This is a genomic window from Clostridium sp. HV4-5-A1G (genome assembly GCF_900184915.1).
Taxonomy (GTDB): Bacteria; Bacillota; Clostridia; order Clostridiales; family Clostridiaceae; genus Clostridium_B; species Clostridium_B aromativorans.
Genome location: NZ_FXYI02000003.1, coordinates 36,379 through 58,161 on the forward strand (window position 1 = coordinate 36,379; position 21,783 = coordinate 58,161).

Genomic DNA, 21,783 nt, shown 5'->3' on the forward strand with positions numbered 1-21,783 from the left:
ATTTTTTTATGTTTAGAATTTGGAACGGTGGTACTATGAATAAATATGAAAAATTAATTGAAGATTCCAGAAAAAAACAATCCAAATTGACCTTAAATCAATACAAAAAGATAAGAGATTTATATAGAGATGTTGCCAAAAGTCTGGAGACAAAAGCAAATAAAGCGAAAAAGGGTAGCCTCACAGAGAGATGGGCAAAAGATTATAAAAAAGCTGTAAGAACACAGATTAAGCAAATGAATTCAGTGCTTAAAAATATTGTATCTGAGAATATAGAAAAGAGTGCTGAAAATGCCACTGATATACAGCTGAACTTCTTTGAACAGATCAATGTAGAGAATGGTCTGGGGATGAGCGAATCTTTTAAAAATATGTTTTCTAGTGTTCCTAATGATGTACTGAAGGATATTGTATCAGGAGACTTTTATAAAGATGGCAAAGGGCTTTCTCAAAGACTATGGTTTAATGGCAATAAAGTAAATGGGGACATTGATAGGATAATTCAAAAGGGTATAGCAGAAAAGAAGAGCGCTTATGAATTAGCTCAAGATCTCCAGACATATGTAAATCCGAATTCTAAAAAAGATTGGGACTGGAAAAAAGTTTACCCTAATGTGGCTAAAACAATAGATTATAATGCCCAGAGACTTGCAAGAACCTCCATAAGCCATGCTTACACATTATCAATGCTTAAAAGTTGTGAGAAAAATCCTTTTGTCAATAAAGTAAAATGGCACAGCGTATTTGCCCCAGGTAGGACATGTCCTCTTTGCAAAGAAAGAGATGGACAAGAGTATTTGCTTAAAAATTGCCCAATGGATCATCCGAATGGTTTGTGCTATCAAGAACCTTTGTTGGATGATAGTTTGGAGAATATAGGTTCCAGACTTAATAGCTGGGTAAAAGGTGGCAATGATCCAGCGCTGGATTCCTGGTATGATAAATATGGCAATTATTTCAGTGGAGAGAGTAAAATAGGTATTAAAAGTACAGCAAATAATGGTATAAAAACAATAGAAGATGCGAAGAAAGTACTTATAAATGAAGTAGGCTTTACAGAGGTTGAAGATAGTTTTATGGAAAATGTCGACCCAGAATTAATAATAAACAATACAAGACAATTAGAAAAATTAGAGAATAAATATGGTGTAATTCATGATTCTGTAAATACTACTATATGCTCATCAAGCAGAGGTGGCAATGCAATTGCTTATGTAGCAAACGAAGCAACGAATCCGACCAGACAAAATCTATCTTTGTGTCCAGATGATTACAGTAATTTTAATAAATTAATAAAATATGAGAAAACAGCGACAGAGAAGGGTTATTTTATGCCAAGGGCACTAACTAATGAAGAATTATCTATAAGTACCGTTACACATGAATATGGGCATATGCTTCAAAATAAATTAATAGAGGATGAAATGAGGGCTAAAGGCTGGATACCTGACAAGCCTATGCAATTTATAAACACAAAGAGAAAGACTTCAAAAGCAGTGCTTAAATGGTATACCGATATTGAAATGAAGGTTAAAAAGCGTTGTTATGACGAAATAATTGATATCGCAAAGAAAAATAATCCTAAATTTGATTTTAATAGTAACATATCAAGATACGGTAGGGAAAGTTATGGGGAGTTTTTTGCAGAAGTATTTATGAATGCAGAACTCTCAAAGCCTAATGAGTTAGGGTTAGCTATGAGAAAATGGCTAAAATCATTTAAAGACATGAGAAATAAAACTATAGCAAAAGACAAAGGAGCAATAAGAGGGGCATTGACGGGTAAAAATGATCCTGATAATAAATTAAGAGAAAAACATGCTGAACAATACTATAAATCAGTGAGAAATAGAGATAAGAATTTAGAGATAGAAACAATATCTAAAAATACTGGAATTGATGTCAAATCAATAGAAAAAGTTTATAATCATGTGTTTATAAATAAATATGATTTATATGGAGGGCATAGAAATTTTGATGCTGATTATGATATGTCACAGTCATGGCAAAGACTTAGAGAAGGAAAAAGTATTCAAGAACATGACATAATAATGTTAAAACATGAAAGACTTGAATATGAGCTGATGAACAGATATAATAAAAATTATAAGGAAGCCCATAAATTAGCTGAAAGTAAATATAACTACGATAAGGCGCTAATTAAATACTTAAAGGAAAATAATTTAGATTGAGGAGGGATGGGTATTGGTAACTATAAAATTAATAGAATTGACGGATGATAGAGTGATATATGAGTATTTCCCGGAGGATAACCAAAAACATCCTGGGAAAGTAGCACTAGATTTAAAAACCAAAGAAAGATTATTTCTAAAGGATTCAACAGAAGATTTTGGGAAAAGATATGCTGCACATGCTATTAAAAGAATTGAGGAATATGCTTCAAAAAAGGATTTTAAAGACAATGATCTTGTAGCGTGGTATTAAAAAGCACTTACTAAGTGAAAATAGTAGGTGCTTTTATTTATGGAGGGGATTACATTTTGCAGAAAAAATCTATTAAAAATTTGAAGGTAAACTGTGATAGATGTGGGAAACAATTTGAAATAAAAAAACTTAAAACAAAATGGATAGATGAAAATGTCCAGAGAACTTATTTTGTTTGTCCATACTGTAATCAGGAGTATACTTCATTTTATGCAGATAAAAGGGGAGGTATGATGAAATAGTCCAACAAAACAAAGAAATAATGCAGGAGCTTAGGCAAAAGTATGAAGGGAGTAAATTATGAGTTCTATAAGTAGATTGTCAGAAAAATGTTCAAAATGCCCGGATGCTAAAAAGTGTAGCAATAAAAGAATGGAGGTTTGTGCATATTTGAAGTTACCCAAGAAACTATCAAATAATTGTGGAGCACGTTTAACAAGTTCTTTAATGGAACCAGCAGCAAAACCTTATACTCCCATAACTATTAAAATGGGTGAGTATGGTGATATACATACAAGCTTGGAACAGATACATGAAAATATAATGAAATCTTTTATGTTAAATCCCATTAATGAAAATTGCAATTCCAATAAGTCTTAGAAATAAGGCTTTTTATTTTTGATCTGAATTAGAAGGGAGGTTATATTAATGCCAAAAGATCTATCTGTAAAAGTAGATATTACAGGAACTAATGCATTTAATGGATTTATAAATATTTTGAAAGGGGTCATAGAAGATAAAAGGGTTCCTGATGCAGTGAAGAATGATATCACGGTTAAAATTAATGACTTAATAAATAAAAATAAGGAGGAACAGTGTAATGCCGAAGTTAAATGAAATTTTAGGAGAGGCTGCTTTTGCCCAGATACCAGAAGACGTTAAAAAGAAATATGCTGATGTTGATTTGGTGGATAGCACGGGTTATGTTGAGAAAACCGAATTGGATACTGCCAATAATTCAATTAAGGATTATAAGAAACAGCTAAAGGACAGGGATAAACAACTTGAGAACTTGAAGGAGAAAGCTAAAGGAAATGAGGAACTCACAGCGGAAATTGAAAAGCTCAAAGATGAAAATAAAAATGTTGCCAGAGATTATGAAGCCAAGATTGAAAAACTGAATTTTGATACTAAACTTGATAAAGCTCTTACAGATGCCAAGGCCAAAAATCCTAAGACTGTAAAAGCACTTTTAAACCTAGAAAACTTGAAACTAGACGGAGAAGATATTATTGGGTTAAAAGAACAGCTTGAAGGCTTGAAGGAATCTGATGGTTATTTGTTTGATGATGATGCTGGAAATGAAAATCAAAGTGGAAATCAGGGCAAAGGTGGGACTGGCCATATAGGCAATCCTGGATCATCCGGTACAGATAAAGTTATGAATATAGGTGAAAAACTCGCAAAACAGAGAGCAGAGCAGCAGGAAGCAGCCAAAGGTATAGACGATTTCTTATTAAAATAAAGGGGGAATAAAAATTGAGTATTCAATCATCAAGAACAATATTTGGAGAAAACAAAAATATACTTAGAGATGCACAGCACTTTATTAGTTTACCTGTTAAAGTTAGTGCTGCATTAATTACAGCCGATTCAAATGGAAAAAAGATATTACCTGCTGGAAGTATTGTAGATAACACTGGGAAAATAGTTAATGACGCTACGGCTTATGGTTTTGTATATGAAGATGTAGATTTTACCAAGTCTACTGGAACAGAAACAGTGCCGGTAGTTGTTCATGGAATTATAGACAGCAAACAGATACCTACTCAGCCTGCAGCCGAAGCACTTGCAGCAATGAAACTTATATCAATAGTCTAGAAAGGAAGATGATAATTAATGCCTATTAATTTTATGGATGTTTTAAATCCTGAGAACATAACAACATATATAACAAATTTACCGCCGCAAAATTTATTAGGAGCAGCATTGTTTCCAGCAGTAAAACAAATGGGGATAGATATAACTCTTATAAAGGGAGCTAAGAATAAAGCAGTAGCGTTGAAGCCTAGTGCTTTTGATGTAGCTGTAAGAGTTAGAGCATTAAGGGCTAGTGTTGATGAAAAAACTAAAGAAATGCCGTTTTTCAAGGAATCTGTTGTAATAAAGGAAAGAGACAGGCAGAATTTACTTTTAGCTATGCAGGCCAATAATCAGCAGATGAGAGATTTAATTCTTAATAATATATACAGCGATATTTCTACTCTTGTTGATGGTGCTGATGTTCAAGCCGAAAGAATGAGAATGCAATTACTTTCAGACGGCAAAATATATATTTCTACAGATGATTCAGATATATCACTGGATTTTGAAATACCTGCAGGCCATCAGGAAGTACTTGCTGGAACTGCCAAATGGGGTGATTTTGACAATGCTGACATTGTAGGAGATATAGAAAGGTGGGTAAATACCATAGAAACAGATCAGGGGGTAACTCCTTCAATACTTGTTATGACCAAGGCTACATTCAATTTAATCAAGCAAAACAAAGCTATAAAGCTTGATATAAATAAAGATGGCACAACTATAATGACTGATGCAATCATAACTGCATATCTTCAAAATAAATTGGGGGTAAGCGTAGCGATTGAAAACGGGAAATATTTTGCTGAAGATGGTACTACCCAGCTGCCGTATTATCCAGATAACAAGATAACATTAATTCCAAAAGGTACTCTTGGCAATACTCATTACGGTACAACCCCTGAGGAAGCTGATTTGATGAGTGGCGCATCTGCTAATGTTTCTATAGTTAGAAATGGTATAGCTGTAACTACTGTAAAACAAACAGATCCAGTGCAGATACAGACAAAAGTATCTCAAATTTGTATGCCTTCATTTGAGCATTCAGATGAGGTATTTATAGCAACAGTAGCATAGAGATTTCAATTTTCTCTATGCTCAATTTTATTTTATGAAAGGGTGATATAAATGGCAGCGGTCAAAGAAACTATGGTTGAAGTAACTCTTAAATTGAACATGAAATATGACAATGAAATTAAGAAGGCAGGAGAAAAACTCAAGATAAGGGAATCTGATTTAAAAGAACTTCAGGGTAAAGGATATATAAGTTATATTCCGCCAGTACAGAATCAGCAAACATCACAAAATCCGCCCAGTAAGTAGGTGAAGATTATGACCAGCGATTTGAATATATTGAAATTTAACCTCCAGGAGAAAGAGTATCCTTATTTTGATGATGAGGATTTACAGCTGTTGCTAGATAAAAATAATGGAGATGTACAGGCTGCATCTTATGAAGGATGCATGAAAAAAGCTGTAGCAGATGATTCGCTTACTTTATCTGATATAAAACTTTCTAGCAATAGAGAATATTGGCTTGCACTTGCAAAACAATTTAAACCAGCTCCGAATTATATAACATCAATGCAAAGGGCTGATGATCAATGAGATGGGATGAAACGAGGAAGCAGAGGATAAGGAGTCAGCTCATAAAAAAAATTACCCCGTTTATGAAAGATATAATAATCTTGAGGGCAGGAAAAAATATTTTTGGAGAATATGAGGAAGATCAATATGTTTCAACTGTTAAGGGATATTATCATATAGGAAGCACTTCTGTTAATATAGTCAACAATAGCACAGACGCTGCAAACTTAAACAGGAACTATCAGGACAGGCTTTTGATGATAGTTGATGACGAGGTTAAAAAAATAAAAGAGCATGACTATTTTAAACTTGATGATGTTATGTATGAAATAATAGACAAAGGGAACATTCAAGATATTGTCTGGGATACTTATTTGAAAAGGAAGGAGTGAGAACCGTGGATGGATTTAAATTTGATGCTACCGATATGTTAAAAAAGATTGCTACAATGGGTGAAGTACACAATAGAATGAAATCGGCAGTAGGAGTTTATTGTGATAGCTCCGGTAAAAAAATGGAAGGCTACGCTAAAAACAATGCAAAATGGGAAGATAGGACCGGAAATGCAAGGCAGACGATAAAAGGCGGGTTTAAGTGGGAAGATAATGATAAATGCAGTGCTTATGTAGCTGGTAATATGGAATATTCTCCATATCTTGAATTGGCACATGCCAAAGGTAAAAGTGGAGATGATGAGGTTGGCATGGAGGTAGCGCCTTCTTTTGAACAGCTTGAACTTGCCAATGAGGGAAAGTATGCAATATTAAGACCTACAGTCAGGAAGCTTACTCCTGAATTTATTAGTGGAATGACTAATCTTTTAAAATAAGGTGATGATATGGCAGAGGCTAATTTTAAATATGCAGTTCCAGGAGATGTATTACAAAGTTATATAGATGGATTATATGAACCACGTACCGTATGGGAGCGTGTTTTTTTATTACTTAAAAGTAAAGGTGTAGATGTATATTCTCCAGGACAACATGAAAGAAAATGTACATCTCCTTATGTTGTAGTAAAGAATACCGGGACCATGGGATTTCAAGGCAGTAACCAAATAGGGTCACAGACTTTAGACGTAATTATATATTATCCTGCAACAAATTATTCAGGTATAGAACCTTACACAGTTCAAATCCAAGGCTTTTTAAGCGGGTTGAGAGAGTATATAAGGCCTACAGGGAATATTACACCGGTTGTTTTAGATAATACAGTAAATGGATACACACAAACCTTGGAATATCAAACATTCCAGAGATTAAGGAGGTAAAATAGAATGTCAGAGACTGAAACTTCATCTTTGCCAATTGCCAATATAGCGTTAGCAGAGATAATAAATGAAATAACAAATGAAGCCTTTATTTTTGATACTGCTGAAAAAGCAGATGCAAAACCTGATTTAAGTAAAGGGAAAGAAGATATCCTACGAGTTAAAAATAGAATAATTGCCATGAATAGAACTGACGATATTTGTATTGGATATAACACAAAGCTCACAGATAATACATTTTCGCCAGAGCTTATGGCATTGATAGATGGTGGCGTAGCTACAGAAAATGGATATGAAGGGCCTGAAGTAGGAAAGGTAGTTAATAAAGCACCGTATACTTTAAATCTATATAGTGAGGAGAAGGACTATGATTCTTCAACTCTTAGGTATGCAAAATTTTCTTTCAAACATAATAAAGGAACACCGGTTGAATTTCAATTCGAGGATGGAAAGTTTTATGTACCAGAATTTGAATCAACTAGCAGGCCCAAGAAAGGTGAGAAACCTGTATATATTACTTTTGTAGATGAATTGCCAAGCGTAGATGATGGAGGGACTACACCAACTGTACCCAATCCGCCAGAACCGACTAATCCGGATGAATCTACAGGTACACCAGGAGTAACCATAGGATCTGATTGCAGAGTAACATGGACTTTTGCTGATGCTGTAAATGATGCAGATGTGATAGCTGCTAATTTCAAGGTTACTAAAAAATCAGATGGATCAGTTGTTCCAGGTGATGTAACTATGGATACAACTAAAAAGATTATTACTTTTGTGCCTACAAGTATAAGCGCTGGTGTAACTTATCAAGCTACTGCGGCATCCATAAGAAAAGCTGATGGAAGTGGCAATACAACATCAGTAACAGTTGAGTTTACTACAGCATAGGAGGGTTTTAAATGGATGAATTAAAAGTAACAAGTATGGAAGAATTAAAAAATCAGTCTACAGAAGTGATAGAATTGCAGCCTTTTGCTGGCGATAAACTTATTCGGGTAAGAGTAAAAAGACTTTCAATTTTGGGACTATGCCAAAGTGGAGAAATACCTAATCAGCTTTTAGGAGTAGCAAGAAAGTTATTTTATCAGGAAGATATTCAAAAAATAGACTTAAAAGAATATGGGAAAATAATAGATATAATTTGCGAAAATACTCTGGTTGAGCCGAGTATAGAGCAATTAAAAGAAGCAGGTTTGAAGCTCACGGATGTGCAGAAATTTGAACTTTGGGCCTACAGCCAACAGGGGGTGGAAGGATTGAAATCCTTTCGTAAGGTCACAAAGGATACTCTCGATAATAACAATGTCAAGGATATACAAAATAAGGCCAAGTCAAATTTTAAACATAGAAAATAGCTATGATGCGTTTTGCTTTGATGAGGCATGCGATTATATATTGAGTGAACTTTCCAAAGAAAAACCAAGAACTCCTAAATGGGGTGATAATAAAAGGCATGTTATAGATGATAATAATAAATCGACAATTAAATGGATGATGAAACATAATAAGCCTCTATAGATAGCTAATATTGGACAAAGTTTATACATTTTGTTACAATACAGTTAATAAAATATGAATTTTACAAGGGGGATTTGTTATGCCATCATTAAACGAGATTAAAAGACAGATGAAAAAGGCTAATGTTACGGATACTTTTGGTACTAAAAAAGAAATTAAATTTTTACCACAAGTATTAAGGAAAGATGAAGAAATAAGATATATGACATCAGGTTTTTTAGATGGGAATACATGGCTTATAACATGTACTAATAAAAGAGTTATATTTTTAGATAAAGGTATGGTTTTTGGCTTAAAGCAGAAAGAAATCCCTTTAGAAAAAATAAATTCTATAGGGCAAAAAAGAGGATTGATTTTGGGGAAAATAGAAATTTGGCATGGGGCTTCAAAAATATTAATAGATAATGTAACTAAAGATACATTACAGCCTATGATAGATGCTATTAATACAGCTAGAGAACAATTAAAAAAGCCAACAGCGGAATCGAGATCTGAAAATATACCAGACCAGATAAAGAAATTGGCAGAATTAAAAAGTCAAGGTATACTCACAGAGCAAGAATTTACTAAAAAGAAAACCGAACTACTAGCAAAGATGTAGGGCCATTTAGATGGTTCTTTAAAAAATGGAATTCGTATGCAAAAATAATTGTTAAATAATCTGAAGATGAAGATATAGATTAGCACTTACTTTTATAGTAGGTGTTTTTATTATGTCTAAAAAAGGGGGTGACAAATTGGCAATAAATGCAGGTTCTGTAGTAGCTTTTATGGAGTTAGATACTTCGAGATTTACAAATGGTCTTAAAAGTGCAGGGCAGCAAATGAAGCAGTTTATGAATTCCAATAATTCCACGGAAACTAGGATACAAAGCTTAGGTGGAGCCATGAATACAGTTGGCTCCACTGCTACTAAGGCACTTACGATACCTCTTGCTGGAGTTGGAGCTGCTGCAGTAAAAACATCCATGGATTTTGGAGCTCAAATGTCCAAAGTGCAAGCTATATCGGGAGCAACAGGAAATGACTTAAATAAATTAAGAGAGCAGGCTATTAAACTTGGAGCCGATACGGCATTTAGTGCTACAGAAGCTGCCGAAGGACAAGAAAATTTAGCATCTGCGGGTTTTAAAACCAATGAAATATTGGAAGCTATGCCTGGAATGTTGAACTTGGCAGCGGCAGGAAATGTTGATATAGCAACAGCATCTGATATAGCAGGCAGCTCACTTAGAGGTTTTGGAATGGAAGCTGGACAGGCTACGCATGTTGCGGATGTATTGGCAAAAACCGCAGCGGATACAAACGCAGGGATAACCGATACTGGAGAGGCCATGAAATATATTGCGCCAGTAGCTCACTCTCTTGGAATCTCCTTTGAGGATACAACTGCAGCCATAGGATTATTAAGTAATGCTGGAATTAAGGGCTCACAGGCCGGTACTACTTTGAGAGCTGCACTGACGAATTTGGCAAGCCCTACAAAAGCAGCGTCTAAAACAATGCAAGAGTTGGGAATGAACTTTTTTGATGCACATGGTAAAATGCTACCTCTTGGAGATGTAATCCAACAGTTGAGAGATAAAACTTCCGGACTTACACAGCAGCAGAAAGCCAATGTAATGGAGACTCTTTTTGGTAAAGAGGCTATGTCCGGAATGCTTGCATTGGTAGACCAGGGCCCAGAAAAATTTAGAAACCTAGAAAAAGGACTCAAAAATTGTAATGGCGCAGGAAAAGAAATGGCCGATACAATGCAAGATAATCTTAAAGGTGCTATTGAATCAATGAAGGGGTCACTTGAAACTTTAGGTATAAGAATAGGAGATGTACTTGCACCAGGGATTAAAAGAGCTGCAAATTTTATATCTGCTCTAGCCAATGGATTTTCTAATTTACCAAAGCCAATTAGAACTACAATTGTTTATTTGGGAATTATGGCTGCAGCCTTTGGACCTACAATGATTATTTTTGGGAAAATAATAACATCAACTGCTACAGTGGTTAAGGCTATGAGTAGAATTGGCTCTGCAGTTTCAGCAGTATCAAAAATATTCAATGGCTTTAGAAGTGCTGCAAATATTTTTAAGCTTTTGCCAGCAATTATTAATCCGCCTGTTTTAATTACGGTTGGAATAATAGCAGGATTAGGTCTAATAGTATATGAAGTTATAAAACATTGGGATGCTTTTAAAAAGTATGCATCTGTCTTTGGCAATGCTATAAAAAATATTATAAAAGGTGTTGGGAGCTTTATTTCTAAGTCCGTTGAAGGATGGAAGATAATATTTACAGGCTTTGGAAAATTTTTAAGCGCAGTTGCTAATGGGTGGAAATTGATATTTACTGGGCTTGGATCGGTTTTTAAATCTATAGGGAAGTTTATATTTCAAGGATTATATAATGGAATAAGCAGCATGGCTGGAAAGATAAAAGATAAAGTAATGTCTATAGCAAGTTCTATAAAGAATACATTTAAAGCGGCTTTGGGTATACACTCTCCTTCGACTGTTTTTGCTGAATATGCTACCAATACCGGCCAAGGATATATAAATGGTTTAGATAAAATGGAAAGCCCGATAAGACAAAGGTTGTTAAGTTTGGTCAATGGTATTAAGAATTTAGGCAATGTAAAACCAGGTTTTTCGGGACTTGATAATGCTGTAATGGGAAATAATGCTTATGGAAATGGTAAAGGCAGTATATTAAGCAACCTTGGAGCCAAATTACTTAATTTTGATCCAAAAATAAATCTATATGTAACTGTTGCGGACACTGGAGAAAAAGGAACTGCAAAGCTTACAGATGAAGTAAAATCCATGGCAAAGAGTTCGCTTAAAAATGGGTTGGTGGATTTCTTCATGAATGATGTTATAAGGGACTAGGGGGTGGTTCAGCTTGGATATACCAAGGATTGAAGGATTTAATATACAATTTTTATATTCAGATGGTTCGGATACCGGAGCTGTTATAACAAACTATAAGCCACCCCGTCCATCTTATTTCAGGAAGGGTATAAGGACTATTTCTGGTTATACTCAATTCCAGGAGAATGTGAAGTCTGATTGCATAATTGAATTTACTGCAGCATTTCAAATCAAAGGGAATACAGATGCAGAAACACAGGCCAATGCACAAAAATATTTAACCTTTTTAAGCAGGCACACAGAGAGATTTACACTTATAAATGAGTTTGGAGTTACCTACAAAGGTTATATCCAGGAGAAATTTGATCCTGATACTCCTATTGAAGGGGACATATATTATATATCTACAGAGCTTTTGTGTAATCATGATGTTTCTGGATGGGTAAGTGATGATGATGGATTTTAGAGTAGAGATATATAAAAAGATGGGCTATGTAAATTACGGTACTGAGGATGTGGATAAAATTATAGTCAGAAACAGTCTTGTAAGTATAAGGATAAACAGAGCTAGAGATACACAAGTTGCTGAAGCTACTATAATTATGGAGTATGAAAAGCTGCCTCTAGCTGCATTTCAGGGAGGCACTTCAGGAATCATAGATAATTATGCAAGAATAGAAATATGGTTTGATACTGTATGCCAGTTTTCAGGAGTCATTAAAAAATATGAATACAATGAAGAGGATAAAACTATAACCTTAACATGCCATGATATGTTCTATAGGCTCTTGAATGTATGTGATGGAGAGATAAAATATGGAGCGACTACTGCAGCAGATGTCATTGCGAATTTGATAAGTAGAGTAGGGCTGAGCTTCCACCGTTCAGGTGGTACCAACTACAGTATTTCAAACTTAACTATATCTGATGGCACTGTTTTTATGGATGTTATACAGAATTTTATAGAAACAATGCATGCATCTATCAGGTGTGGTAAAAGTGGTACCATTTATTTAGAAGATCAATATCCTTCATATATTGAGGGTGGTGGAGATTCAAACCATTTTGACTGGACATACAGGGATTCTAGTAATAATTCTTCTGATAATGCTGGAAGGGATGCATCTTTAATGAAAAACGTGCTTAAAATAACTTGCCCTGTGAAAATTGAAAATAAAGACTATACTGCATTTGATAAATTTGAAGATCCAACCATGACTGAATATTTGAATGATGAAAGATGGTATGACATAATAGATAATCCACTTGCAAATACACAGGAAAAAAGGAAAGCTGTAGCAGGATGGCAGTTCCTAGAATACTGGAGGAACAGTACACCTTTAACTATACTTCCCACGGCTGGAAATAGGGACATTGATATAGGCCATATAGTAAAATTATTAAGAGACAATGCAGATCCAGGATATTATTTAGTAGTTGGAATAGATACGGAAGTCAATGCTGATAATGGGTATACAAACATATTACAGCTTCAAGGCATGAGAGATAAAACAAAAATATATGAGTTGCCTAAGTTACTTGCTTCCGGACTAATAAAGGAGGCAAGCTAAAATGTCAGGCATGGGATTTAAGAATTTTAGGGATCCGGTTGTGTATATATTAAATCAGGAGCTTAGGAAAAGAAATGTAGGTAATAGGATTTCTATTGATACGGGGGAACAGCCCTATACGGATGAACTTGTTGAATATCCTGTACAGCTTGTAAGAGATTCTAATACGAAGAAAGTAGTTAAATGTATATATGGAACTGGTTCAGAAGAGTGGTCAGAAGAACTTATTAGGGATTCATCAGGAAAAGTATATAGGATTAAAACAACTTATCCTGATGGCAGCACAAAGACAATACAAATTAATAAGGATTCAAACGATCTGGTTGATAATATAGATTATGTTTAGGTGGTGATTTAATTGAGCCTACCAAGTTATGTTATAAATTTTGATGAATTAGTAGATGCAATAAAAGATTATTTACAAAATGGAGTTAATGTTGATATCGGGAGCATAACAGTTCCTACATCCAATATAGAAGATTTACTTACGCAAATAAGAGATAAAATTCAAGGCGTGAATTATGCAGATCTGATAGAAGCATTAAACGCTTTTGGAGTTAAATTAGATGGATTGGCTGGAAACTTAGGTATAAGTGGTACGCAGAAAATATATGGGGAGATGCTCCAGATACCAGCAAGTACCGGAGCCTATACAATAGAACTTACTATACCTGCTAATGGAAGAATAACTGGAATAACCACTTCTCAATCAGCATGGAATTTCCAGGATACTTGGGATTTAAAAGTTGGAGAGGATACTTTATTTACTGGTGTACGAACTAAAGAGTATGGAGAAAATAAATTCTTTAATGTATTCTACCCGGTAACTGCAGGGCAGAAGATAGATTTTATATTTAATAATATAAGCGGATCGTCTAAGGTGTTGTGGGTAGATTTTAATATACTGGAGGATGCATAAAGTGAGCCTACCAAAGTACATTATAAATTTTGATGAATTGACAGGCCAACTGAAGAAAGATTTGCTTGAACTTATAGATGATGCAATGAAAGACAAATATCCTCAATTGGATACTGGGAATGTAGAATCTTTGTTAAGTCAAATAGAGGATTTGTTGCCGGATGAGAAGTATAAGGGCCTTAAAAATAAGATAGAACAATTCATATTAGGAAAATATACAGGCATTCAGAAAGTTCATGGAGCTTTATTGGATATACCGGCAATAATAAGTGATTATAAGAAAGATTTTGTTTTTGACAAGGATGTTTTTCTCACTGGTCTGCATTTAAACCAGACGGGATGGAAAAAGGATGATAGATATAGCCTAGTTATAGATAAAAACAAAATAATAGATAATGCCACTACGAAGGAAATAGGGGAGCATAAATACTTTAATACTTTTTATAAAGTAAATGCCAATACGCCTGTTTCTTTTATTTTGCACAATAATAGTGGTAACAGCAGGCAGACTCTAATTGACTTAGAATACTTGGAAGGCAAGGAAGCTACGATAGATCCAGAAGCTCCCGAGAGCCCTGATATAAATGATATACCAAATGATTGGGATATAGCAGTTCGCATGCAGTGGGAGAAAAATTCGCCTTGTGATGTGGATCTTCACGGAATTATAGGAGATATGCATGTGTTTTATGGCAATAAATCTTATGACGGTTTTTATTTAAACTGGGACTATAGAGAACATATAACGAACAATAATCCTGAAATAATATCAGTTAAGGGATATTATAATAAGACTTTGGAAATATACGTTCACGATTTCAATGGAGAACCACTGAAGGATCCTGTGGATATCAAGATATATGAAAAGAGACTCTACGGTGTAATACTTCTCAAAGAATATAATATTAAGGTTGAAAATAGCAGTTCTCTTGGTTATGGAGTATGTAGTATAGATTTAAAAACTAAGAAAATAACAGACATGTTTGTTAGAAAAAATTTATTTGAATAGGAGGTATTCAAATGGCGGTAACAGAGGAGTTTTACTATGTTGAAGGCAATACCAGCGTGAAAAATTTGGTTAAAACGCTTGTTACGGAAATAACCCAAAATGCTGGAATTTATAAATGGGATTTGGTAGCACCAGCCAGTATAGATGATATAGGAGCTAGCGCTGCACCTGAAACTATAAATTTGATAACAGATGGTAGCATTACAGACAAAGTCCAGACGGAATATACAGTAAACAAACAAAATGACACATGTATAATAAAAGCTACTACATCATATGGAAAAACTTTTTATGTAAAAATTGACAGGGTGGCAAGGGAATTAACCACTAAAGAAAAACAAGCTATAGTAAATTTTAAAAGCTTACACACGTATTCTATTGGAGGAGGAGGCACAGGACATAGAACAGATGCACAAGTTCTTGAAGTAATGGCAGGAAAAAATCCAGATATATCAGGTAGTGGCTACAGTGATTATGTAAGTGCAATGACAGCAAGTCAAGCATTGAATAATATAAGGTTACAGACAGCAACAGAACTTAATCAAACAGGTGACGATATAAATATAGCGGATGATGTGCAACAAAGCTATAACTATAGGCTGGCATGGTATAGAAATCTGCAACCTGAAATAAAAGATTTTTTACCAGTACAATATTGGTTAAATGTTACTAAAGATAGCATAAATTTAGTACTTAGAGGAGATCCGAGCGCAGATGTTGCACCTTATAATAATTATCTTACAAGCTATGCTTATATTGGCGCATTAAAGCCTGTAGAGGATTCAGCTTACACAGATGATGAATATAATTTTGGTATAACAACTTCATCTGATATAGAGCCTAATTACAGTAACCCATATGGAGAGAGAACCGGAACAGGAGTAACTGACTTTGTTATGATAGCAAATAAAATAGGGATGCCTTACCAGCCACATTATCCAGCTTTCTATACAACTAATCCATTTATGGATAAATGCAATGTAGAGGGAAGTAGGTGGGATCATAAAAAGCATCAATTCTCGGATATTACTTTGGTTCATCCTGTTGATATGGAAAGAGGAAAGATGATTAATGTGTTGGCAGGTGATTCCTCAAGTATATATGATGGGGACAAATTAGTGTATATGAAGGATACTGATAGCGAAGAGAATTACAAAAAGTTTAAAGTAACAGCACCGTTTAATTTCCTGAATAATAGTGCAAATATAAATTACTGCGTTGCCATTAGGTGCTATAAGGCTACTGAATAGGAAGTGGTTAAATGACCTTGCATATAATTCCCTTGTGTGGCTTTAAATATGCAGGGGATATTTATTCTACTGAATTTAAATATGATACTTCAGGACAAATCATAAAAGCTAATCAAAGATGGCTTGTAAGGGAGAAACTAAATGAAATTGAGAAAGAGTCTTCAAAGACACTTTCTGGCTCCAGGCATGATTTATATAAAAATAGCAAGAAAACTTTGCATAAATCATCTTATGAATTCATAAAGGAATCTCTGAAAGAATTAAGAATAGGGCATAGGGATGTAAACAAAAATAGAATTTTATGTCTTAAATCAATATTGCCAGGCCTAGTTAAAACTAATAATATCGAACTAGAAAGAGGTAATATTTTATTAGATATAAAATTAGCATATTATTTAGAGAGGGGCTATTTGAATTTTATCAAAAGTAATGAATTGGAATTGGAAAAACATAACCTTTTAATAAATATACAAACAAGTAAAGAAGTAGGAAACAGTACTAACTATAATTTGTATATTGGCAAATATAAAAATTTGCAAAGACTGCAAAACATAATTATAAGTATAGAGAAAGATGTGGAGATTACAAGAGAATGGCAAAATGAATTCTGCAAAAGAAATGTAAAAGTGATTTTGGGTAGAGAAAATATCCAGGTGAATTTATCCAACGAAATTTTTACTGAAAGGATTGATGAAAAGCAGTTTTTTAAGAGCCCAGTAACAGGGCAGCTTTTGCCAGAAAAACTTATAAATATTAATGAAATTTCTGTGATTCGATATATTGAGAGGGCATATTTGAAGGATGTAAACTTTGTAGATATAAAATATAAAATCAGCAGGGACTATTTGAAGAATATAATTGAAAATTCCAGTGACAAAATAGTAAACAAACTTACATCAAAGGAAATTAATAAGAAGGCTATAAGTAAAACAGCATATAGAATAGCTAGTTTAAATATTTACAAATGTATAGAAAAAATATTTGCATATAAGTATAGTTATAGAGAAACTTTTAAATTCAATCATTATAGCTTGGCTAGGATTATTTTTGATTATATGTTTAAAAACAGATTTTATAAAGTTCTTAGGAGGAAAATAGACAAAAATATTTACTATAATAAAAATTTTAGTTTAAAGAGAGAGATTGTTACCAATACGAATAAAATATTTAACAAATATCTGAATTATAGGAGCTTTACTAATATTTATAAGCAAGCGGAAGAAGCATTATTAAATGCTTCTATACTTAACATATTTAAAAATAAAAGCTATAACTTAGGTAGCCCTAGTAAGGATTTGTATAAAGAGGCCAACTATAACAAATTTATAGAGATTACAAAAAGATGGTGGTGGCTGAATCCAACAGATCCAAGAGACAATTTAATTATTCCAAATAAAGATTTTATCTATAATGAGGAACTTTTAAATAATCCATATTATGAATACCTTAGATTCGGTAACCATCCTATAGGTTGGGGGAATATTTGGGGTATAGATTGGAATATTCCTGCTTATGCTGTAAGTATAGAAATAATGTTGGATATTGTAAATATCCTAGTAATGATATGGCATGATAATGTACAAGGATGGCTATGCTGCAGTGGGAAAGAATCAATGCAGTTTGTTATGGAACTTCTATATGATTGGTATACTTTAGGAACTTCCAAACCTAATGCAGATTATTATAGGGCCTACAGATGGATAAGATGGGAAGCAGAGAAAGTATATTTTTTAGATTTAGATACTGGGTTACAAGCAGTAGGAGTACTTATAGCAAATCTCATAGATTATTTAAAAAATCATGAATTTAATTTAGTTCCAATTTGGAGAAATCCAAAGGCTATGGATATAGAAAGAAACTTTAATAGAATTGCTCAAAACGGTGACCTGATGAAAGATTTAGATAAGACGAAAGGTAAAAGATATTACTATATAGAGACTCAGAATATAGAGAAGAAAAATATTTTAGGAGATGATGAAAGTGGCAACAATTCCTAGTACAATAGATTTTAAAAAACCAAGGCAGAAAGAATGGGGAGTTATCCAAGGCAAAAATTTAGTCCAATTGAATTACGGAGGGACAACGGATGATACTGGAGACCCTATAAAAGCCTATTCGACTAATTGCTATCAGGATGCACTTGAACAGGCCAAAATACTTATAGCTAATGGAGCAAAGACTACAGATATTCAGGTGGTTGAGTTTGTACCATATGATTACATGATGCAACCTAATGTATAGGAGCTGGTTGAATGAAACTTATAAAAGTTAAAGATGGATTGCTGGAGGTTGAGAATTTTTTCTTAACCTCTTCTTTTAGTGATTTTGCTGGTAGTTCCAATGTAACGAGAGATATTTCTACCGGCAAAGTCAAATTACTATCCAATAATAAAATAGAGAGAAATTTTAATTATGCTGAATTTGTATTGGAAGTAGAAAAGAACAATTTTGATTCCATGGGTGAGGATGATTACTCGGCTATATACTTTGATAATGAAAAATATGTTTTTGGTATTAAAGATAAAAAACAAGAGGAACAGCATAGATTCTGGAAAATACTCAAGCAAGATAACTATATCCAGGCATATGTAAGTGATGATGGGGGTCATTATACCAATATAGGCGGAATGAATTTTGCAGAGGAAATCCTTCATCAGGGGTTTGAAAAATACAGTAGTGAAGATTTTATACTGGATAATTACAAAGTTTATGCAAGTCCCTATGTAACATTGCAAAACTTTCCTGAAAATACTGTTTGTGAACTATATGATGAAAAGGATACTTTACTTAAAACTAGAGTTTTTGATAGCAATATGGAATGCAAGGTATTTTTAGATTCCAATATTAAAGGATATTTTGTTTTTAAAGATACTGATGGAAATGAACTATACAGATCTGACTTGTTAGACATAAAATATGGAGATGTATATGTATTTAGTAAATATGAACTTGAGATAATTTATAATGGCTTGGTTGTTACAAATACAAGTCCTGGAATACTAAAAGATTTGGATGAAAGCATAACTATTAAAAATGTAGATACTGTAGACTATACAGGATTAAATATTGGCATAGAAACTGCCAGCAATGACTTAATTCAGTTAAGCATGGATGGTGAAACTTATTCTGATGCTGTAACTTTGGATTTAGCTCAGGAACAGAGCAAAGACATATTTGTAAAAATAACTAAAAATGCTGATAATCATAATTTCTCGGTAAGAGATTTTCAACTTGTTATAAGTGAGTAGGTGAAATGTATGAGTGAATTTTTTAGTGTAACTTTAAATAAAGATGTTGTTCTGGATGATAGCCAGACATCACAGGCTACAGGGTGGAGCAGCCAAAAGATACTGGATGAAATAATTCAGCATAGAATAACTAAATTTGAAGAGCTAAGTGATGTAAATGTTGCAAATAAGAAAGATAAGCAAATTATAGTTTATTCTGAAGATCAACAAAAATTTACCACTATAGATATTGGTAATATAGGAGATGCAGCAGGATTAAGCTTAAAACAAATAAGCAAAATGGGAGTAGTGGGAAACACTGATTCTCCATATGGAGTAGATATACCTATTAATACAGTGGATTTTAAAGTGCCTAGGGTGAATGTATTGCAGTTTCAGCAGGGAGATCAGAATGTAATTAAAACATTAAATAGTTTTAGTAATTCAGATAGTAGTGATTTTGAGTCTGATGATATGATTGTCTTTGATGATACCGCACATCTTAAAACAGACTATAGTTACAAAATGCAATATGTTGGAGATGTAGGGACTGATAATAGAGAATATGGCTGTGAAATAGATAAAAGTATTTTTAAAAGTATAGAAGATATGCAGGAAAATGTGGATGGAGTAGACGAATATTTAAATTTAACTGCAATACCGAAAGATAGACTTTTGATTGCTAGTGGAGATAAAGACCTTAGTTATGTAGATAATATAGATTATTTTAAGATTGCTGCAACTGGAATTAATATAAAAATAGTGGCAAGCGTGGATAGTGGAGTAACGTGGAAAACTTTTAATGCGGATCATTGGGAAGATATAAAATTGGCTGTAGATGATGTGAAAGCAAGAGGAATGAGCATTGCTACATTTAATGCTATAAATTCTACCTATTGGAATTTACTTAATACAAATAAAAAGATACGATTTTCTTACCTACTTTCTATGGATAGTATTTCAGATGTAGAAAATATAGATAATTTGGAATTACAGTATGATGGCAAGGGAAAATGGGTACAGGCTAAGGAAGATACTTATGATGTAATATACGCTAGTAATACCCAATTACAAGTGTTTTTAAAGTTTAGTGGAGATGTAAAGATAAATTATTAGGTTAGTTATTAAAAAATATAGATTTTAACAGATTGGAGGAAAATAAATGACTTTAAATTTAACAACAACTAGACCATTTAACGCAGATGTTTGTCTGCCTTGGTCTGGTATAAAAAGAGTAGCATTGAAACCAGATGGCACAGTATATAAATATCATAATTTAACTACGACAGGAGATAGTGTGAATGCAATGTTTTCTGATGGAACAATAATGAGTTGGAGTGATTACGAATCAGCAGGATATAATTGTATGGTTGAAATACCTAAATTTTATTATAAAAAAGTTGGATTTAATGAATCAACAACAGATTTTAATAATGGTCATGCTTGGTATATTTCAGATTCTCCTACTGATGGATATGAATTGCACCCTGCATTTATGAGATGTAGAGATAAATTATGTGATGATTTAACAGGAGTTGCTACTGAAGTGGATTATAGGTATGCTCCTGCGTTTTTAGGATGGAAAGATAGTAATGGAAAATTAAGAAGTTTACCTTTTAAAACTCCTACTGTAAATATTACAATTGGAACTGCTAGAAATTACGCAAAAGCTAATGGTAATGGATGGGGAATAAAAGATTTTAACTTATTATTCGCTATTCAATTATTATATTCTGTTGAATATGGAAATTATGATTCTCAAACTGCTTTAGGTAGAGGATATGTAGATGGAAATAGTTCAAGTATTTCCACAGGTGGAACTTTATCAAGTGGAAATAAATCTTACGGAGAAACAACAGGTAAAAAACAGATGTCATATAGAGGGATTGAGGATTTATGGGGAAATTGCCGATATTGGGTTGATGGATTTTTTTGTAGCTCAAGTAGTCATATTTTAATGGGAAATAAAGGTTTTAATGATACGGGTAATGGATATTCAGATAAGGGAATAAATGATTTTATTAATATTGGGGGATATATTGGAAATATACAATCAAATAAAGATTATGGATTTGTAATATCGGCATCTAACGGTAGTACAACAACTAAACTATACGATTTTGGGTATCTGTCTGCTGGTTATTTGCCTGTTGCTGGGGCTAGTTGGGCTAATGCTTCTTTTGGTGGTGTTTTCGCTTTCGATTGTAGCTTTGGTGCTTCTGGTACGAGTTCTCTTATCGCTGCTTCGCTTTGCTTTTAGTTTTGTGTATTTTATTTATATGAGAATTTAAATACAAAAACTAAAATAATT

At 33.5% G+C, this 21,783-nt stretch carries 28 protein-coding genes; all 28 read left to right on the forward strand.

All coding sequences use genetic code 11. The features are described 5' to 3' along the window. Positions 1 to 35 precede the first annotated feature (35 nt). Positions 36 to 2,192 carry a hypothetical protein gene (locus J5G60_RS18755; protein ID WP_150356061.1) on the forward strand — a complete coding sequence of 719 codons (2,157 nt, stop codon included), beginning with the start codon at positions 36 to 38 and terminating at the stop codon, positions 2,190 to 2,192. A 13-nt stretch (positions 2,193 to 2,205) separates the two neighbouring features. Further along, positions 2,206 to 2,445, forward strand: coding sequence for a hypothetical protein (locus J5G60_RS00845; RefSeq protein ID WP_150356062.1), 240 nt, complete (start codon positions 2,206 to 2,208; stop codon positions 2,443 to 2,445). A 56-nt stretch (positions 2,446 to 2,501) separates the two neighbouring features. After that, positions 2,502 to 2,687, forward strand: coding sequence for a hypothetical protein (locus J5G60_RS00850; RefSeq protein ID WP_236035028.1), 186 nt, complete (start codon positions 2,502 to 2,504; stop codon positions 2,685 to 2,687). A 58-nt stretch (positions 2,688 to 2,745) separates the two neighbouring features. Next, the gene (locus J5G60_RS00855; RefSeq protein ID WP_150356063.1) at positions 2,746 to 3,045 is read left to right on the forward strand and encodes a hypothetical protein; all 300 of its coding nucleotides are present in this window, start codon (positions 2,746 to 2,748) and stop codon (positions 3,043 to 3,045) included. A 48-nt stretch (positions 3,046 to 3,093) separates the two neighbouring features. Beyond that, positions 3,094 to 3,282 carry a hypothetical protein gene (locus tag J5G60_RS00860; protein ID WP_150356064.1) on the forward strand — a complete coding sequence of 63 codons (189 nt, stop codon included), beginning with the start codon at positions 3,094 to 3,096 and terminating at the stop codon, positions 3,280 to 3,282. After that, complete coding sequence (locus J5G60_RS00865; protein WP_150356065.1) at positions 3,266 to 3,910, forward strand: phage scaffolding protein; 645 nt, start codon at positions 3,266 to 3,268, stop codon at positions 3,908 to 3,910. The genes J5G60_RS00860 and J5G60_RS00865 overlap by 17 nt, the downstream gene beginning before the upstream one ends. Positions 3,911 to 3,924: 14 nt before the next feature. Further along, positions 3,925 to 4,266, forward strand: a complete 342-nt coding sequence (locus J5G60_RS00870; protein WP_236035030.1) for a hypothetical protein — start codon at positions 3,925 to 3,927, stop codon at positions 4,264 to 4,266. A gap of 18 nt (positions 4,267 to 4,284) precedes the next feature. After that, positions 4,285 to 5,325, forward strand: a complete 1,041-nt coding sequence (locus tag J5G60_RS00875) for a major capsid protein (RefSeq protein WP_150356066.1) — start codon at positions 4,285 to 4,287, stop codon at positions 5,323 to 5,325. Positions 5,326 to 5,376: 51 nt separating this feature from the next. Beyond that, positions 5,377 to 5,571, forward strand: coding sequence for a DUF7210 family protein (locus J5G60_RS00880; RefSeq protein ID WP_150356067.1), 195 nt, complete (start codon positions 5,377 to 5,379; stop codon positions 5,569 to 5,571). A gap of 9 nt (positions 5,572 to 5,580) precedes the next feature. After that, positions 5,581 to 5,856: a hypothetical protein gene (locus tag J5G60_RS00885; protein WP_150356068.1), complete on the forward strand. Its 276-nt coding sequence runs from the start codon at positions 5,581 to 5,583 to the stop codon at positions 5,854 to 5,856. Next, a complete protein-coding gene (locus tag J5G60_RS00890) occupies positions 5,853 to 6,227 on the forward strand; it encodes a hypothetical protein (RefSeq protein WP_150356069.1) in 375 nt (124 codons plus the stop codon). Before J5G60_RS00885 ends, J5G60_RS00890 begins: the two co-directional genes overlap by 4 nt. Before the next feature lie 5 nt (positions 6,228 to 6,232). Continuing rightward, positions 6,233 to 6,664: a hypothetical protein gene (locus J5G60_RS00895; RefSeq protein WP_150356070.1), complete on the forward strand. Its 432-nt coding sequence runs from the start codon at positions 6,233 to 6,235 to the stop codon at positions 6,662 to 6,664. Positions 6,665 to 6,673: 9 nt separating this feature from the next. Further along, positions 6,674 to 7,105: a hypothetical protein gene (locus J5G60_RS00900; protein WP_150356071.1), complete on the forward strand. Its 432-nt coding sequence runs from the start codon at positions 6,674 to 6,676 to the stop codon at positions 7,103 to 7,105. A 6-nt stretch (positions 7,106 to 7,111) separates the two neighbouring features. Further along, positions 7,112 to 7,999: an Ig-like domain-containing protein gene (locus J5G60_RS00905; RefSeq protein WP_150356072.1), complete on the forward strand. Its 888-nt coding sequence runs from the start codon at positions 7,112 to 7,114 to the stop codon at positions 7,997 to 7,999. A gap of 11 nt (positions 8,000 to 8,010) precedes the next feature. Beyond that, positions 8,011 to 8,466 (forward strand): hypothetical protein, encoded by a 456-nt coding sequence (locus tag J5G60_RS00910; protein ID WP_150356073.1) that lies wholly within the window; start codon positions 8,011 to 8,013, stop codon positions 8,464 to 8,466. Positions 8,467 to 8,708: 242 nt separating this feature from the next. Beyond that, positions 8,709 to 9,230 carry a PH domain-containing protein gene (locus tag J5G60_RS00915; protein WP_150356075.1) on the forward strand — a complete coding sequence of 174 codons (522 nt, stop codon included), beginning with the start codon at positions 8,709 to 8,711 and terminating at the stop codon, positions 9,228 to 9,230. A 112-nt stretch (positions 9,231 to 9,342) separates the two neighbouring features. Further along, positions 9,343 to 11,514, forward strand: a complete 2,172-nt coding sequence (locus J5G60_RS00920; RefSeq protein ID WP_236035031.1) for a phage tail tape measure protein — start codon at positions 9,343 to 9,345, stop codon at positions 11,512 to 11,514. Positions 11,515 to 11,527: 13 nt separating this feature from the next. After that, positions 11,528 to 11,962: a hypothetical protein gene (locus J5G60_RS00925; protein ID WP_150356076.1), complete on the forward strand. Its 435-nt coding sequence runs from the start codon at positions 11,528 to 11,530 to the stop codon at positions 11,960 to 11,962. Beyond that, complete coding sequence (locus J5G60_RS00930) at positions 11,946 to 13,067, forward strand: XkdQ/YqbQ family protein (RefSeq protein WP_236035033.1); 1,122 nt, start codon at positions 11,946 to 11,948, stop codon at positions 13,065 to 13,067. Before J5G60_RS00925 ends, J5G60_RS00930 begins: the two co-directional genes overlap by 17 nt. Position 13,068: 1 nt before the next feature. Beyond that, the gene (locus J5G60_RS00935; RefSeq protein WP_150356077.1) at positions 13,069 to 13,413 is read left to right on the forward strand and encodes a hypothetical protein; all 345 of its coding nucleotides are present in this window, start codon (positions 13,069 to 13,071) and stop codon (positions 13,411 to 13,413) included. Positions 13,414 to 13,425: 12 nt separating this feature from the next. Further along, a complete protein-coding gene (locus J5G60_RS00940) occupies positions 13,426 to 13,986 on the forward strand; it encodes a hypothetical protein (protein WP_150356078.1) in 561 nt (186 codons plus the stop codon). Position 13,987: 1 nt separating this feature from the next. Then, positions 13,988 to 14,995 carry a hypothetical protein gene (locus J5G60_RS00945; protein ID WP_150356079.1) on the forward strand — a complete coding sequence of 336 codons (1,008 nt, stop codon included), beginning with the start codon at positions 13,988 to 13,990 and terminating at the stop codon, positions 14,993 to 14,995. An 11-nt stretch (positions 14,996 to 15,006) separates the two neighbouring features. After that, positions 15,007 to 16,245, forward strand: coding sequence for a hypothetical protein (locus J5G60_RS00950; RefSeq protein WP_150356080.1), 1,239 nt, complete (start codon positions 15,007 to 15,009; stop codon positions 16,243 to 16,245). 11 nt (positions 16,246 to 16,256) lie between these two features. Beyond that, the gene (locus J5G60_RS00955; protein ID WP_150356081.1) at positions 16,257 to 18,242 is read left to right on the forward strand and encodes a hypothetical protein; all 1,986 of its coding nucleotides are present in this window, start codon (positions 16,257 to 16,259) and stop codon (positions 18,240 to 18,242) included. Continuing rightward, positions 18,220 to 18,486, forward strand: coding sequence for a hypothetical protein (locus J5G60_RS00960; protein ID WP_150356082.1), 267 nt, complete (start codon positions 18,220 to 18,222; stop codon positions 18,484 to 18,486). Before J5G60_RS00955 ends, J5G60_RS00960 begins: the two co-directional genes overlap by 23 nt. Positions 18,487 to 18,497: 11 nt before the next feature. Beyond that, entirely contained in the window at positions 18,498 to 19,493 is a 996-nt protein-coding gene (locus J5G60_RS00965) for a hypothetical protein (RefSeq protein WP_150356083.1), read from the forward strand. Between the two features lie 9 nt (positions 19,494 to 19,502). After that, positions 19,503 to 20,588, forward strand: a complete 1,086-nt coding sequence (locus tag J5G60_RS00970; RefSeq protein ID WP_150356084.1) for a signal peptidase II — start codon at positions 19,503 to 19,505, stop codon at positions 20,586 to 20,588. 46 nt (positions 20,589 to 20,634) lie between these two features. Continuing rightward, a complete protein-coding gene (locus J5G60_RS00975; RefSeq protein WP_150356085.1) occupies positions 20,635 to 21,732 on the forward strand; it encodes a hypothetical protein in 1,098 nt (365 codons plus the stop codon). Positions 21,733 to 21,783 lie beyond the last annotated feature (51 nt).